Source organism: Acidobacteriota bacterium (assembly GCA_038040445.1).
GTDB classification, from domain to species: domain Bacteria; phylum Acidobacteriota; class Blastocatellia; order UBA7656; family UBA7656; genus Onstottus_A; species Onstottus_A frigus.
The window spans coordinates 57,858-72,664 of record JBBPIG010000025.1 but is presented as its reverse complement, the minus strand read 5'-3'; the positions used below and the strand labels follow the sequence as shown (position 1 = coordinate 72,664).

13 protein-coding genes are annotated in these 14,807 nt (G+C 56.0%); 7 read left to right on the top strand and 6 right to left on the bottom strand.

Features of this window, described 5'->3' with window-relative positions:
• The first annotated feature begins 110 nt into the window (after nucleotides 1-110).
• From AABO57_22865 to AABO57_22850, 4 genes are all read left to right on the top strand, one after another.
• Nucleotides 111-626: a peptide deformylase gene (locus tag AABO57_22865; protein MEK6288569.1), complete on the top strand. Its 516-nt coding sequence runs from the start codon at nucleotides 111-113 to the stop codon at nucleotides 624-626.
• A gap of 260 nt (nucleotides 627-886) precedes the next feature.
• On the top strand, nucleotides 887-2,287 hold the full coding sequence (locus AABO57_22860) for a DUF1800 domain-containing protein (GenBank protein MEK6288568.1): 1,401 nt from the start codon (nucleotides 887-889) through the stop codon (nucleotides 2,285-2,287).
• 10 nt (nucleotides 2,288-2,297) lie between these two features.
• The gene (locus AABO57_22855) at nucleotides 2,298-3,629 is read left to right on the top strand and encodes a DUF1501 domain-containing protein (protein ID MEK6288567.1); all 1,332 of its coding nucleotides are present in this window, start codon (nucleotides 2,298-2,300) and stop codon (nucleotides 3,627-3,629) included.
• A gap of 93 nt (nucleotides 3,630-3,722) precedes the next feature.
• The gene (locus AABO57_22850) at nucleotides 3,723-4,874 is read left to right on the top strand and encodes a choice-of-anchor V domain-containing protein (GenBank protein ID MEK6288566.1); all 1,152 of its coding nucleotides are present in this window, start codon (nucleotides 3,723-3,725) and stop codon (nucleotides 4,872-4,874) included.
• A gap of 35 nt (nucleotides 4,875-4,909) precedes the next feature.
• Here AABO57_22850 and AABO57_22845 read toward each other — a convergent pair whose 3' ends face one another.
• The 6 genes from AABO57_22845 to AABO57_22820 all read right to left on the bottom strand — a co-directional run bounded on the left by AABO57_22845 (nucleotide 4,910) and on the right by AABO57_22820 (nucleotide 9,565).
• Nucleotides 4,910-5,218 carry a hypothetical protein gene (locus AABO57_22845; GenBank protein MEK6288565.1) on the bottom strand — a complete coding sequence of 103 codons (309 nt, stop codon included), beginning with the start codon at nucleotides 5,216-5,218 and terminating at the stop codon, nucleotides 4,910-4,912.
• A 244-nt stretch (nucleotides 5,219-5,462) separates the two neighbouring features.
• On the bottom strand, nucleotides 5,463-5,873 hold the full coding sequence (queF, locus tag AABO57_22840) for a preQ(1) synthase (GenBank protein MEK6288564.1): 411 nt from the start codon (nucleotides 5,871-5,873) through the stop codon (nucleotides 5,463-5,465).
• Nucleotides 5,874-5,959: 86 nt separating this feature from the next.
• Nucleotides 5,960-6,733 (bottom strand): rhomboid family intramembrane serine protease, encoded by a 774-nt coding sequence (locus tag AABO57_22835; protein MEK6288563.1) that lies wholly within the window; start codon nucleotides 6,731-6,733, stop codon nucleotides 5,960-5,962.
• A gap of 70 nt (nucleotides 6,734-6,803) precedes the next feature.
• Nucleotides 6,804-7,673: an NAD(+)/NADH kinase gene (locus tag AABO57_22830; GenBank protein ID MEK6288562.1), complete on the bottom strand. Its 870-nt coding sequence runs from the start codon at nucleotides 7,671-7,673 to the stop codon at nucleotides 6,804-6,806.
• Nucleotides 7,674-7,800: 127 nt separating this feature from the next.
• The gene (locus tag AABO57_22825) at nucleotides 7,801-8,685 is read right to left on the bottom strand and encodes a hypothetical protein (GenBank protein MEK6288561.1); all 885 of its coding nucleotides are present in this window, start codon (nucleotides 8,683-8,685) and stop codon (nucleotides 7,801-7,803) included.
• 136 nt (nucleotides 8,686-8,821) lie between these two features.
• A complete protein-coding gene (locus tag AABO57_22820; GenBank protein MEK6288560.1) occupies nucleotides 8,822-9,565 on the bottom strand; it encodes a C4-type zinc ribbon domain-containing protein in 744 nt (247 codons plus the stop codon).
• 211 nt (nucleotides 9,566-9,776) lie between these two features.
• Between AABO57_22820 and AABO57_22815 the strand changes: the two genes are divergently transcribed.
• The 3 genes from AABO57_22815 to AABO57_22805 all read left to right on the top strand — a co-directional run bounded on the left by AABO57_22815 (nucleotide 9,777) and on the right by AABO57_22805 (nucleotide 14,778).
• A complete protein-coding gene (locus tag AABO57_22815; protein ID MEK6288559.1) occupies nucleotides 9,777-11,171 on the top strand; it encodes a site-2 protease family protein in 1,395 nt (464 codons plus the stop codon).
• A 323-nt stretch (nucleotides 11,172-11,494) separates the two neighbouring features.
• The gene (locus tag AABO57_22810; GenBank protein MEK6288558.1) at nucleotides 11,495-13,024 is read left to right on the top strand and encodes a radical SAM protein; all 1,530 of its coding nucleotides are present in this window, start codon (nucleotides 11,495-11,497) and stop codon (nucleotides 13,022-13,024) included.
• A gap of 1,154 nt (nucleotides 13,025-14,178) precedes the next feature.
• A complete protein-coding gene (locus tag AABO57_22805) occupies nucleotides 14,179-14,778 on the top strand; it encodes a BON domain-containing protein (GenBank protein MEK6288557.1) in 600 nt (199 codons plus the stop codon).
• Nucleotides 14,779-14,807 lie beyond the last annotated feature (29 nt).

Below are 14,807 nucleotides of genomic sequence, written 5' to 3'. Positions count from 1 at the left end.
TCTGTTGTGCCCCCTGGTTTGCACGTATAATGTGCTCTCTGTTAAGCGAGGGGATTTTTCACAAGAACCTGAGGAGTGGCCGGGAAACGGATTAATCCGAAGTCACAATCATGCCCAGTAGACAGATTCTACAACTAGGCAATCCGGTGCTCTGGCAGAAGTCTGTCGAAGTCGCTGATGTTCAGTCGACGGAGATCGGACGCCTGGTTCGCGACCTTAGCGATACGCTCGGCGCGTTCCGCGAGGCTACCGGCTATGGCAGAGGAATCGCTGCGCCGCAGATTGGGGTGCTCAAGCGTGTGATCTTTGTGCGAATGCAACCAGCGGGGTTTTCGAGCCCCCTTGTGAATCCGCAGATCGTGTGGGCGAGCGAAAGCCAGATCGAGCTATGGGATGATTGCTTCAGCTTCCCTGAGCTGATGGTGCGAGTCTCGCGAGCCGCTCGGATTCGTGTCGACTATCAGGACGACCAAGGATTGAAACGGACAATCGAAGCGGAAGGTGACCTGTCCGAGCTGCTTCAACACGAGATCGATCATCTCGACGGGATACTTGCTGTACAGCGAGCGATTTCGCCACAGGCGTTTGCAACGCGGGCGGAGTGGGAAAGCCGGCTGAAGCGTTAGGCGCCGATCCGGCGTCGCGACAGTAGAGAACAGGAACTTTTCAGACTTTTGACTACCCCCAACAGTCTGAACACACGGGATTGATTCTGATCCCGTCTATCTAAAGTAGATCAGGTGACCGTGCAGGCCGAGTTCCCCCTTCCTCACAAGATCGGTTTCCGGAAGCTGAGCTTTAGATTTTTTGCCATAAAAAGAGTGCATGATCGGTGGGTGCTGGCGGCCTCGGCCGGCTGCCAGTCAACTCAAGGAGGAGAGAACCTATGGCGAGCCTAAGCTACGAAGAAGGCGCTCACTTGCTTAGAAGGGCGGGCTTTGGTGGCAGCCCTGACGAGATCGATGACCTCTCGTCACGCGGGCGCGAGGGTGCCGTTGATTATCTAATCAACTTCAACCAGATCGACAACACGGCGCTCCAAAACTTGTTGAGCGCGAGCTTCGACTTCTCGACTCAAGGCGACATAACCAATGGCGAGATTCGGCGTTGGTGGTTCACGCGGCTGGTCGCGACGAAGCGCCAGTTTGAGGAGAAGATGACTCTCTTCTGGCATAACCACTTCGCCACTTCGAGTTCAAAGGTGCAGGACTTTTTCATGTTGAACCAGAACCTGCTCCTTCGGCAATTCTCGCTGGACCGCTTCGATAATTTGCTGCTGAAAGTCTCGCAGGACGCGGCGATGCTCATCTGGCTGGACAACATCACCAACGTTCTTGGAAGGCCAAATGAGAATTTCGGGCGCGAACTCCAGGAACTGTTCACGATGGGAATCAACGACGTGGTCACTGGCGAGCAGAACTACACGGAGGAGGATGTAAAGGCGGTCGCCCAGGCTTTCACAGGATGGGACTACGTGAGAAGAGCGCCGTTTGCTTTTCAACTCAAGGCTAACCAGCACGACAACAGCGTGAAGACGATCTACGGTCAGCAGGCGAACTTCTCCGGCGAGGACGTGATCACGATTATCAGCGCGCGTCCCGCGACGGCGCGATATCTGACCTGGAAACTATTCAACTTCTTTGTCTACCCGTTGACCGGCAGCGCCGCGGACAAGAGTACGATTGACCGCTTTTCAAAGGTATATTTGAACAACAATCATTCGGTCAAAGAACTCGTTCGCGCGATCCTGACGTCGGATGAATTCTTCAGCGAGCGGGCATTCTTCTCCCTGGTCAAGCAGCCGGTCGAGCTGGTTGTCGGCGCGGTCAGGATGCTCGGCGGAACTTACAATCCGGGGACCAATGCGCGAGGGTCGAACACACTGGCGCAGTTGTCGCGCAATATGGGCGAGGATCTGTTTGGTCCGCCAGACGTGGCCGGATGGGACTTCAACCTCGGCTGGGTCAACACCGCAAGCATGCTCGAGCGATTCAACTTCGCAAACACATTCATGAGCAACCGCAACTTCACCAATCCGGGCGTGTTCATTACCAACGATCAGCTCAGGCCCATCACAAAGCCGTCAAGCAAGAAGACGGTGAAGAGGTTCCTCTCGAGGCTTGGGCCGCTGAGTGTCGGCGAGGCTCTCGGGACGCTGCGCGCGTATCTGGAAACGGGCGACAACGGGCAACCGGTGACTTACGTGAACGATGACCCGACGATCGATAAGAAGATTCGCGGCCTCGTTCATCAGATCATGTGCTTGCCGGAGTTCCAGTTGAACTAGGAGGAGAGCTATGGCGATCAACAGAAGACAATTCATAAAGAGAAGCGCGGGAGCCGTAAGCGTCAGTCTGATCATGCCCAGGCTTTGGATGGGCGGCGCGGCGCTGGGTCAGCAAGCCGCGGCCGATCCGAATCGAAGAGTTTTCGTCGTGATTCAGCTTGAGGGTGGCAACGATGGCCTCAACACGGTAGTGCCGTACACCGATTCGCGTTATTTGACTCTTCGTCCGACTATCGGTTTCAAAGACACGGAACTCAAAGACGAGAACGGCGCGTCCACCATTCTCGGGAACGACCCGTTCGGCTTGAATCCCGCGATGGGCGAACTGAAATCGCTTTACGACGCGGGACGCGTAGCCATAGTGCTTGGCGCGGGCTATCCGAGCCCCAACCTATCTCACTTCTTCTCGATGGACATCTGGCAGACGGCCAATCTAACCGGCGCGGGGAGCGGGTGGCTCGGAAGGTACGCCGACCAGAAGCTGATTGGTAAGCCCGGGTTGTCGGCTGTTTCTATCGGGAACGTGCTACCCAAGACCCTTCATGCGGACAAGGTCGTGATCCCCAACATTGCGCCGGCCGGTGGAAGTGATCCCTTCGTCAACTACACATTTCAGACTGATGCGCGGTTTGCCGGAGACAAGAACAATCAGCTAAACACCTTTAAATCGACCAGCACCCGGAGCTTTCAACCGAACAGCTTCATCGACGCCATCGCCAGAGCCGGGTTCGATGCCGAAGAGGGCGCCGCGCAAATAAGGGCGGCCGTTGGGACCTACACGCCGGGGGCTACCTATCCGACCAACAACCAGCCCTCGGCCACGGCTGTAAGTTTCGCTTCGGCGCTCAAGATGGTTGCACAGCTCATCATCACTATCCCGGATGCGAACCTGCTTTACGTGCGATTGGGCGGCTTCGATCATCACTCGCAGGAGATCGGCACGACTGCGGACAATTTTACCGATAAGACAAAAGGTCAGCACGCAACCTTGTTGAAGGCCTTCTCGCTCGGGGTGAAGACTTTTTACGACGATCTGGCGGCCCACAACCTCGCCGATAATGTTGTAATCATGAACTGGACCGAGTTCGGCCGGCGTCCCAACGAGAATGCTTCCAAGGGATGCGATCACGGGACGCAGACGCCGTTGTTTGTCATCGGCAATCCGGTGCATGGCGGGCTCTACGGCGAGCAGCCTTCGCTCAGCGATCTCGACAACGCCGGCAACATGAAGTTCAAGGTCGATTTCCGTTCCATGTATTCGACGATTTTAGACAAGTGGCTCGGCGCGGATTCGCAGTCGATACTTGGAGCGAATTATCCCAACTTGGGGTTCCTGGGCTAGCGCCGTCGGGAGGATGAGTTTGGCCGCGCAGGTCCTGCGACTCATCTGGCCAACAAGCGAGCGGCAAGCTCGGGATGTGAAGGATGACAGGTTATGTTTGGGCTGTACGGTACACGAAAGCTGCAATCAGTCGTTGTGATCTTGTTTGTGACTGCCGTGGCTTACGCTAAGGTCACCGGCCCGGATGCGGGTTACACCAACGCGCCGGGTGATCTTGGCAACTGCACCGCGTGCCACGATACTTTTCACGATCCAAATGTCGGGTCAGGCAGCGTTCGTATAGATGGAGTGCCTTCGATCTACACCCCGGGAGAACAATACACGCTGATGGTGACCGTCCAACAGCAACAGAACAAACGTAAGAGGTTCGGCTTCCAGCTTACGGCGATCGATCAGAAGGGGAACAGAGCCGGGACTCTTGCGTCGCTGGCTTCCGACACGCTGGTGAACCTGGAGACGGGCATCGGAGGAAGGCAATACATCGAGCATGCCGAGATTGGAACTTTTCCCAACGGCGCGGCTAGTCGAACGTGGCAAGTTCGGTGGACTGCGCCTTCCACTGACATCGGCACGGTTCGCTTTTGGTTTGCCGGCAACGCAGCCAACGGCGACGGAACCAATCAGGAGGACTATATCTACACCAGCAACCTCTCCTCCGATTCCCCGACCAGCGCAGTGACCGTTTCGTTGCAATCACAACCGGGTGGCCTGGTGCTGCCGGCCGGTTCCCACTTCATGATCAATTGGGCCACGACCGGGCCAACAAACATCGACAACATCGAGCTGCGTTACTCAACCGATGACGGGGCGACATTCCCGATAACGAACCTGGTTGCCTTCACGACCGATCCGCAGGTTACCAGTCACGATTGGACGGTTCCGAACACTCCAACTACCCACGCCGTGATTCGAATCCTGGTGGGCAAAAAGTCGGGCGACGCGGTTCAGGCCCTCAGCGACGCGTTCACAATAACGGGCGACGGGTCAGCTACGCTGCCCAAGATATTCAGCGCTTCGGTCAACGGAAAGAAACTGCTGGTGTTTGGCGAGAGCTTCCAGATGGGCGCCATCGTCTTTCTTGATGAGGTAGACCAAGGAACTTTGAACGACGAGGACTTTTCGCACTTGCTCAGGTGCAAGAAGGCAGGAAAGAAGATACCGCAAGGCATTCCGGTAACGCTCAAGGTAAAGAATCCGGACGGCACGCTTTCCGAGCCCTTCCCTTTTACCCGGCCGATTGAGTGATTCCGCAGTCTTTGATTATCAACCGAAGCGCACGTTCATACCTCTTCATCGAGGTCGACAAACTCGCCGGCCTGCTCCATCTCGAAATACTGATCGAAGACCTCAGCCGTTCGCGCCAGATCGACATCGCTCGAGAAAAAGAGATACTCGAGAAATCGTTCCTTCGCTTGCCGTTCGTCGTCCACGACGTCCTGACCGAATCCACCCTGAGTGATTGCGACGATCATTCGGTGGGTCCCGATCTCCTCACCTTCTTCGCGCGGAGCCTCGGGGCGAGAGGTCTTCTCCCGCAGAAGCTCCAGATAAGCGGGCTTGAAGGTGACCACGTAGAATGTCTTCTCCATCTCCATGGGAATGCTCGGGGTTCGGGGTTCAGAGTTCAGGGTTCGGGGTTCAGAGTTCGGGGTTCAGGGTTCGGAGTTTGAGGTTCCCGGTTGAACGTTAATTACTTAGATTGCCTATTTGCCGTAACAATCAGCGTCCGGCACCTAAGCCTGAACCGAACCCCGAACCCTGAACCCTGGACCCCGAACCCTGAACCCCGAACCCTGGACCCCGAACCCTGAACCCTGAACCCCGAACCCCGAACTATTTCTCTCGCCGATACGAAGCGCGGATGACAGTCTTGATATTGCCTCGGATGTGGAAGTCGCCTTCGATATCGACGGCCACCGGATCGCAGGCACGCACAAAGTCTTCGAGGATCCGATTGACGACGTGTTCGTGAAATATCTTCACCGGCCTGAACGCGTTTATGTAGAGCTTGAGCGACTTCAACTCGACGCAAAGCTCAGCGGGTACGTAGTCGATCTTGATCGTTGCGAAATCGGGGAAGTCCGAGAACGGGCAGATCGCCGTGAATTCCGGACAGGTGAACGATATGTTTATCTCTTTGCCTTGGTACTTGTACCCGAACGTGTCCAGCTCGGGAAGATTCATCGCCTCCGCCGGAGTCTCTTCAATTACCAGACCTGAGTGTTCCAGGACTTCTGTGGACATCGGCGGCTCCTTCCACCCCTCTGACTAAGGCGAGAGGCTCCAGACTGATATTAGCGCAGACCAATTCCGGTCAATGCGAACCGGTTTCACCGATAGGAAGCGTTGTTGCGGTTGCGGAACAGGAAGCAAAGCAAGAGTCCGGTGGCGAAGCCGCCGATGTGCGCCATGTAGGCGACTCCTCCCCCAGAGCCTGGGCTGAACGTAGCCGTATACTGGCTGAAAATCTGAATCACAATCCAGAAGCCAAGCACGACGACGGCCGGAAGCTCGATCGTCGTCCACAGGAATCCCAGTGGCAGTAAGGTTCGAACGCGATTGCGGGGGAACAGGATAAGGTAGGCGCCGAGCACTCCAGCGATCGCGCCCGACGCTCCCAGCGATGGGATCGGGGAATTCGGGTCAACGAAGATGTGGGAGAACGACGCCGCGAATCCGCATACCAAGTAAAAGATCAGAAACTTCCCGTGTCCGAAGTTGTCTTCGATGTTGTCTCCGAATATGAACAGGTAAAGCATGTTGCCGATGATATGCATCCAGCCGCCGTGCATGAACATCGCCGTGAGCAGAGTCAAGTAGATGGGGGAAGGGCCGGGCGCCTCCGGTATCTCCACCGGACGTTGTCCAAGCCGAGGTCCGAGCTCGGACCCTGCGCCTGGCAATACGATAGGTCCTTTCAGGTCGACGCCGGTCGTTATCTCATAAGGCACTACCGAATAACCGTACGTGAAGCGAACGCCCTCAGGGGACATCACCGCCTTTTGAAAGAGAAGGAACACCACGACGTTGATGGCGATAATTATGTAGACGATATAGGGTGTTGTCCGCCGACCTTCATTGTCGTCTCCTATCGGTAAGAGCATCGTTGACCTCGATGATGTAGCGTCGGACTCAGACTCAGGCTTTACAATAGCGCGCAGGTTTAAGATTACGCTACCTGCCGCTCCATTTCAGTTTGCTTCGCAGGATCTCGAAGTAATCGCGGTCTTTCGCGCACACTGTGTTGAAGGTCTTCGCGCTTCGTCGTATCTCGACTCTATCGCCGGCCATCAACGGCAGACCCGTCTGGCCGTCGGCGGTCAGCATGACCTCCTGCTCGCGCGTGTTCATCTGGAGCTTGATATCGACGTTGAAGGGAAGCACCAGAGGCCGATTCGTGAGGGTGTGAGGACAAATCGGACAGATGGAAATCGCTTCAGCGCTCGGAAAGATGATCGGTCCGCCGGCGGCGAGGTTGTAGGCGGTCGAGCCGGTGGGCGTCGCGATGATCAGGCCATCCGACCGGTATCCGGTGACATAGTGGGCGCCAACCCAGCAGTCAATGTCTATGATCCGGGCCAGCGCTGATTTGTTGACGACGACGTCATTGAGCGCCGTGCCCGCGCCCACCTGGTCGCCATCGCGAAGCACTCGCCAGTCGAGCATCATTCGCTGGACGATCTCGTACTCACCGCGAACCACGAACTCCAGCGCCGGGATCGCCTCGTCGATAGCGAACTCCGTCAGGTAACCAAGCGTCCCGAGGTTGATGCCAAGGACTGGTGTCCCGCGTCCCCCTACGAGGCGTGCTGTCGCGATCATCGTGCCGTCTCCTCCCAGCACGATCAGCACATCGCAGTTGTCGGCGATCTCTCTTGCCGAAGCGGAGAAGGTGCCGGGCAGCAAATCTTTAACGCGGTCGTTTACGAACAGGTTGATTTCGTGATCAGCCGCCCATTCCGCGATGCGCGCCGCAAGCTCCGCCGCGCGCGGTTCGTTTGGCTTGGTGATGATACCGATTCGCGCTGGTGGTTGCTGGGCCATAAGAATAAGTCACACACAAAACGCAAAGGGCGAAGAGCAAAGAGCAAAGCGGAAAGGGCAACAAGCAGACAGCAAATCCGCTCCACTTGCTTTGTTGCCCTTTGCCCTTTGCTCTTTGCTCTTTGCTCTATTCATGGACCGGCACCCATACCAAAACTTCGCGAATCACCTGTATGTTGTCGGGCTGGAGTCCGATTTCGAAGGTATCGTATTCATTGGCCAGCGTCAGATATTCATCGTATAGCGCGCGTAGAGCTTCGCTGGCTTCTTGCTCGATGCGCTCGAGATCTTCGCGCAGTTCCGCTTCATCGGCCCGGTATGGTTCCTCTTGAGATCGCGGCTCAGCAGAGCCGAACACGGCGCCTGCCAGTGTTGAGAACATCCCAGCCAATCTGTTTTCGCTTTGGAAGAAATGCAGCTTGTTTGAAATAAAGCTCTCAAGGTTAAGGTTCTCCGCAAGCTGGCCTTTCAATGCTTGAGCTTCGCGCACTTGCTCGAGCTGCAACTCGAACCGGTTGCGCAGCCTCTTAAGCTCGGGCTCAATGCGGCCCAGCGCGGCGTCGGCGACGCGGCCAAGAAAATCATCGAGCCGATCGCCCGGCGCGGAGTAGAGTCCAAACACCGGATTGAAATAAACACTAAGGCGTTCGGCTCTCACGAGCTTTCCTGTCAAGTCGGCAACGCACTGTTCGAAGTCGGACCAGGTTGTCAGGTAGTTTCCCGGGCGATAGCTTATGGCCGGATCGGGTTGCGAAGCAAGTTGTGATCGCTCATCAAACTCGCCGGCGGGGGAATCCCAGTCTATGGCGAGATCCGACTCCGGAAGCCAGGCAGAGTAGCTGCGCTCCTCGGAGTGATTGAGTCCCGCTCGGAGGCTGCGGTAGTTGACCGCGCACTCGATAAGCACCGCGGGCCGGTAGACCAGCGTGCTGGTATCGCGGCCGTCGGCCGTCTTAAGCCAGGATTCAGCGATCCCTTCGATATACAGTCTTTCGAGTGCCTGTCCGCTCACGAGGATTCAATCGAGACGCTGCTGTGTATTCGCTAAAGGTCACGGGTTGCGTATCACGCTAGAAACTATGCCACAAGTTCGGTACGTGGTGTATCGCAGACCGAAATTATGCAGACAACGCCGAAGGCTGAGGTGCTTAGTCAGGCGTTGCAGCTCCCGCTGACTGAGAAGTCTGGTCACGGTAGTAAAGAATCCGGCCGCAGTTCTCACAAATAATCAACTGATCGCCTTTGCGGACGTCGCTGAATATTTTGGGACGGACCCTTACTCTGCATGCTGAGCAGATGCCGTTGCTGCGAACCTCAGCCAGGGCCTGTCCTCGCCCCAGACGTGACATCCGCTCGTAGGTGGAGAAAAGGTGTCTTGGCATCTGACCCGCCAGCTTCTTTCTGCGCTCGCCGAATTCAACCAACACGTGGTCAGCTTCCTCTTGTTCCTTTTGCAACGCGGCCAGACTCAGATCAACCTCGGCGCGCAATCGCTCGACGCCGGGTGTTTTGACGGCAAGCTCGGCGTCAAACGTTTCAATCTCCTCCATCCGCTTGATGATTTCGGTTTCCAGCGCGCTGATGTGTTTTCGAGCAGTGTCAATCTCGCGCAAGACGGCGGTATACTCCTTCTCGTTCTGCACTTTCGTTTTGTCGCGCTCAAACTTCTCGTGGTTTTGTTGGGTGGTGGCCAGTTCGGCTTCTAGCAGCTTGCGGTCTTCGAGGGTTCGTTCGTGCTTGCTCTTCAGGTCCAGGAACTCAGCGGCGTGCTGTTTGAATTCGTTTTCTGTCCTATCCCGTTCTTCCGGTATTCTCGAAAGGCGGTCCGATATACGCTGTATCTCTAGATCGAGTTCCTGGAGCTCAATGAGCTGATTCAATTCAGGGCTCACAGAGTTCCTCCACGTTTTGTTCAAGGCAGAGTCTACTACATCGACTGGCTATTCTCAAGTTTAGTGCGCGGTTCGCGAACTCTCCCACGGTAGACACCCTTCGGTCTCTACGATAGACTTGAAAGAAGTTGCGGCGCGGCGATCGCACAACAGATTTAATATCATTCGGGCGCGGGCGGCAGCGTGATCACGCCAAAAGAAGGAGACGGTCTTGGCAAGTTTTTTGCAGATGATAGTAGTTTTTATCCTCGTGCTCGGTGCGATGGTTGTAATACACGAGTTCGGGCATTTCATCGTCGCCAAGTTTTTCGGAATTCGAGTCGACGTATTCAGCGTTGGATTTGGCAAGCGACTCTGGGGATTTCGCAAGGGCGACACCGACTATCGCATCAGCCTCATACCGCTGGGTGGCTACGTCAAGATGGCCGGCGAGAACCTTGATGAGCAGCGGACCGGCGCGGACCATGAATTCATGTCCAAACCCAAATGGCAGCGATTGTGCGTTGCTGTTGCCGGTCCAATGATGAACATCCTGACAGCGCTTGCCATACCTGCGGCGATGGCGATGATTCACCACGATGTGCCGGCCTATCTGAACCAGCCCGCCCTGGTCAAAGCCGTCGAGCCGAATTTACCGGCCGAACGCGCCGGCCTGCGGCCAGGCGACTTGATCGTCAGGATCGACGGCATCAATAACCCAACGTGGCAGGACCTTGAAGACCATATCGCGGTTAACCCCGAACAGGATCTTCCTCTCGTCGTAGCGCGCGACGGCGAGACCCTGCAAATCACGCTGCACGTGGGGTCACGCGCTTTCGATCAGGAGAAGATCGGATACTCCGGGCTTAAAGCGAATGACGAGCGAATCACGGTCAGGGATGTAGCCCCAGGCGAGCCCGCGGAGGTCGCCGGTTTGAAACCGGGTGACAACATCATCGCGGTCAACGGGAAGCGCGTCGAGCAGAGTGAATACGGGACTATGGACGTGATCAGCGCGATTCGAAATAGCGTCGACAAGCCTCTAACTCTCACGGTCCGGCGGGACGACGGGAGTGTGGTAGATATTCAAGCGACTCCGCGACTGAACGACGGGGAGTTGCGATTGGGCTTCACCCAGACGATAACCGGCCGCGAGATGGTGAATCAGCGCTTGTCGCTGGTCGCCGCGATCAAGTTCTCGATCGACGAGAACATTCGGATAGTCAAATTGACAAAGACGGCGCTTGCTCAGGTGTTTGTAGGCAAACGCTCCGCGAGCGAAACGCTGACTGGTCCAGTCGGGATTGCTCAGATAGTTGGACAGGCTGCTCAGGCCGGTTCGGAACAGGTTTTCCGGTTGATGGCAATACTCTCGCTGAACCTTGGCGTCTTCAACTTGTTGCCCATACCGGTGCTCGACGGCGGACTGATATTCATGCTTGGGCTCGAAGCGCTTCTGGGCCTGTTCGGGTTAACGCTAAGCCTGCGCATCAAAGAACGAATGATGCAGGTTGGACTGGTTATGTTGATGCTGTTGATGGGTTTCGTTATTGTCAACGACATCTTGAAACGGATCCCCGGCCGAGGCCCGTCGCCGCAGCAGACAGAGCAGCCCGCGAATAGATAGAGAGGCGGGCTCTCCCGTTAGACTTACAGACTGACTCTCAGCAAGCCGGCAATGTGAGCTGATGCGGATTTAGGCCGATTGGGTTCGACTCCCTCGAGCACAATCGCCCGTGGTCGATGGCCCGCTTCGCCAAATAAGCATCTGATCCCTTACAATCCGCGAAGCCGGACACACAGCCTGCCCATTGACAGATGAGTCGACATCCAATATATTGGGCGCACTCAATGAATAGGTGCTTGCCAACCGGTACTTGAGCTTTAGTATTCAAAGGCACGCGTGGCCAACAACAATCACCTCTCTTCTCGGCGGATACCCTTTCGATTATGAGAAAGCTTCGTATCGGAGTCATCGACCTCGTCTCCAAAGGACCTACTCGCGCAATGTTCGCGCGCGTGATGAATGCCAATTTCGCGGCGATCATGCCCCAGGTAATAGCGGTATGGTGCGAGCAACAAGGTCACGACGTCACTCTTGTGTGCTACACAGGGTTTGAGAATCTGGTTGACGAGTTACCCGACAATGTGGACCTCGTCTTCATAGGCGCGTTCACCGAGGCTGCGCAGCTCGCGTACGCGCTCAGCAATGTGTTCCGTTCGAGGGGCGCGATCACCGCGCTGGGCGGCCCCCACGCCCGCTGCTACCCGCAAGACGCACTGAAGTACTTCGACTACGTACTCGGATTCACCGACGAAGCGGCGGTCCGTGATGTTCTGCAAGACTGCTCGGAGCACCGGCCCGCTGGAATACGCGTCGCGGCGAAGCAGCAACCGGCGGCGCTTCCCGGAGTGCGCGAGCGGTGGAAGTACATCGAGCCGACTCTCAAGAAGGCGCCGCTGATAAAGATGGTCCCGATGATTGGCAGCCTGGGCTGTCCTTATACGTGCAGCTTTTGTATCGACTCGGTCATACCGTATCAGCCGCTCAATGTCGATGTGATCAAGGAAGACCTGCGATTTCTGCTGCAGCAGTTCAAGCGGCCGCTGGTCGGTTGGCACGATCCAAACTTCGGTGTTCGGTTCAACGACATTATGGATGCGATCGAGGAAGCCGTGCCGCCAGACAGCATCGATTTCATCGCCGAAAGCAGCTTGTCGCTTCTGTCCGAGCCGCATCTGAAGCGGCTCAAACAGAATGGATTCAAAGCACTGTTGCCGGGCATAGAGTCCTGGTACGACCTGGGCGATAAATCGAAGACCGGGAAAATGAAAGGGATGGACAAAGTCAGGCAGGTCTCCGATCACGTCAACATGATTCTGAGATACATGCCTTACATCCAGACGAACTTTGTACTGGGCCTGGACGTGGACGAAGGAGAAGAACCGTTTGAGCTGACCAAGCGTTTTGTGGACCTGGCGCCGGGCGCGTTTCCCGGCTATTCCCTGCTGTCAGCGTTTGGACAAGCTGCGCCGCTGAATTTGGAATACCAGCGCGCCAATCGTGTTTTGCCATTTCCGTTTCAGTTCTTGAACAACAATCAAGCGATGAACGTGAAGCCAAAGAACTATTCGTGGCCTGACTTCTACGAGCGGGTGATCGATCTGGTCAAGTATACATACTCGTGGCGGGCGATCTTCAATCGCTACCGGGCGACCAAGACCATGATCCCGCGGTGGATGAACGTAGTGCGCGCGGTGTCTTCGGAAGGTTTTGGAAGAATCAAGTACCACAGCGAAGTGCGTCGCCGGCTGGACACTGACCGGCAGTTCCGGCGCTACTTCGAACGCGAGACGACCGAGCTTCCGCAGTTTTATGTAGACCTCGCGCGAAAGGATCTTGGGCCATTGTGGGAATGGCTCCCGGAGGGCGCGATGGATCACGATCCCAACGCCTATCTAAAATCGATGATTGCTTGAGTCGGTTGTCTTCTTTTGCTTTGATTATTACGCATTGGTTTGCCTATGGCTAGGACCGTGGGTATTCTATCCGGGTTGATGCTTGCGAGTATCCATCAGAGGGCAGCCGCCTAATGCCGAGCAAGATTCTTGTCGTTGATGACCAATCTCGACACACGCGAATTAAGCTACCTGCACCTAACATCGAAGGATTCGCCGTAGTCGTTGCTAGCGATGGCCGGGAAGGACTTTACATGGCGGGCGCTGAGCATCCCGACCTGATCATAACTGACTGTCAGCATGCCGGAGACTCACTGGTACTGACATGGTCAGACAGTTGAGGGCGACTGCTCTGTCTTGATTCAACTAACCAAGACCAAGAAGTGCCGAAGGCCAACAACATCTCTAGCGGCAAGCGACGCGCATGATCAATCGACGAAAGAAGTGGTCGCCGAGATTGCGGCGCTCCTGGGCAAAGGCTATTCTGCTCCTGTAAATCTGGACGGGAGCGTAGCGTTGAGAAAACCAGCGCCTTGCTCCCGGTGAGCAAGGTTAAGAAACCCCGGTCCCGACGGTTCGCGGGATTGCTGAGTGAAGGAGGCAGAACAATGCAACAATGCACCTGTACAACTACGCAGCACGACAATCATCGAGGTGGGCCTTGCAATAAGCCAGCGGCTACCAATGAGGCATATTGCCAGGAGTGCCAGGACAGAACAGAAAGGGAGAACGCCGATACAAAACCGGATATTTTGTCCTATCAGCCCAGATAGGAGTACCGTCGAGGACGTTTCTCGTCGCACTACGACGCTTGTCGCGTTGGTCATTGCAAAGGTTGCAAGTCTCGGAATATCCGCCTGGTTTCGGAGTCTCTGTGGTTAGTCATATTCCTACCTGGCGCCGGTCGCTCCTATACAAAGTCAGCTTTGCTCTCGTCTTCACCCTCTTGGATCTTCTCCCCCTCAGTGTGTGCTCAATCAGCTTTCCGCTGGGGCTGTCGACATAGCGGCACGTATGTTGCCCTGACAGTCTATCGAGACTGTTTATGCATTGTAGCGGATGGTTTCGATACGATGGTCAGAGGCATGGGTGATGCATTCCAACACAGTCTCGGTTGGCAGGTTTCAATCGCAGGCTCAGAGGGCCGGCGAAATAAACGAACTCAGGGGGATACAATGAGCGAATATCGAGAAACGCGAACAGTAGTTGAAGATGTACCAATCAAACGTGCTCGACCGGTTGTCGAGACTCAATACGATTCAGTAGTTAGCGAATCGCGAGGCATGTCGGGCGGGGCGATCGCAGCTCTAGTCCTGGCCGCCATCGCAGCCGCGGTCGTAATAACAATGCTGATCCTAAACAGTCAGCAGAGGGATAGTGAAGACCAACTGGCCCAGGAAAGAGCAAGGACCGCAGCGGCTCAACAGCAGCAGCCGCAGCAGCCTTCTCAGCCGTCACCGCAGCAGCCAGTCATAGTTATGCCCCAGTCCCAGCCAGCGCCAGCGCCAGTGGTGGTTCCTGTCCCCGCTCCTTCGCAGGCGCCCAGTGCAACGGCGCCCACGAGCACCGAGGTTGAGGTAGACATAACCTCTAAGTTTCTGGACGACCAGGATCTGCGATCACAATCGATTGATGTGAAGGTCAACGGAGGGACTGCTGTGCTCAGCGGTCGCGTACCGAACGAAGAACTCAAGACGCGAGCCGAAACAATCGCCAGGACGGTCAAGGGCGTCCGAAGCGTTACGAACAACATATCCGTTCAGTCTTCTGAATAGGCTGAAGAGAAACGCGGGCATACGGCCGC

Excerpts from the sequence above, each read along its gene's own strand:
- AABO57_22865 (MEK6288569.1), top strand. The coding sequence starts at position 111 with ATGCCCAGTAGACAGATTCTACAACTAGGCAATCCGGTGCTCTGGCAG.
- AABO57_22860 (MEK6288568.1), top strand. The coding sequence starts at position 887 with ATGGCGAGCCTAAGCTACGAAGAAGGCGCTCACTTGCTTAGAAGGGCG.
- AABO57_22855 (MEK6288567.1), top strand. The coding sequence starts at position 2,298 with ATGGCGATCAACAGAAGACAATTCATAAAGAGAAGCGCGGGAGCCGTA.
- AABO57_22850 (MEK6288566.1), top strand. The coding sequence starts at position 3,723 with ATGTTTGGGCTGTACGGTACACGAAAGCTGCAATCAGTCGTTGTGATC.
- AABO57_22845 (MEK6288565.1), bottom strand. The coding sequence starts at position 5,218 with ATGGAGAAGACATTCTACGTGGTCACCTTCAAGCCCGCTTATCTGGAG.
- queF (MEK6288564.1), bottom strand. The coding sequence starts at position 5,873 with ATGTCCACAGAAGTCCTGGAACACTCAGGTCTGGTAATTGAAGAGACT.
- AABO57_22835 (MEK6288563.1), bottom strand. The coding sequence starts at position 6,733 with ATGCTCTTACCGATAGGAGACGACAATGAAGGTCGGCGGACAACACCC.
- AABO57_22830 (MEK6288562.1), bottom strand. The coding sequence starts at position 7,673 with ATGGCCCAGCAACCACCAGCGCGAATCGGTATCATCACCAAGCCAAAC.
- AABO57_22810 (MEK6288558.1), top strand. The coding sequence starts at position 11,495 with ATGAGAAAGCTTCGTATCGGAGTCATCGACCTCGTCTCCAAAGGACCT.
- AABO57_22805 (MEK6288557.1), top strand. The coding sequence starts at position 14,179 with ATGAGCGAATATCGAGAAACGCGAACAGTAGTTGAAGATGTACCAATC.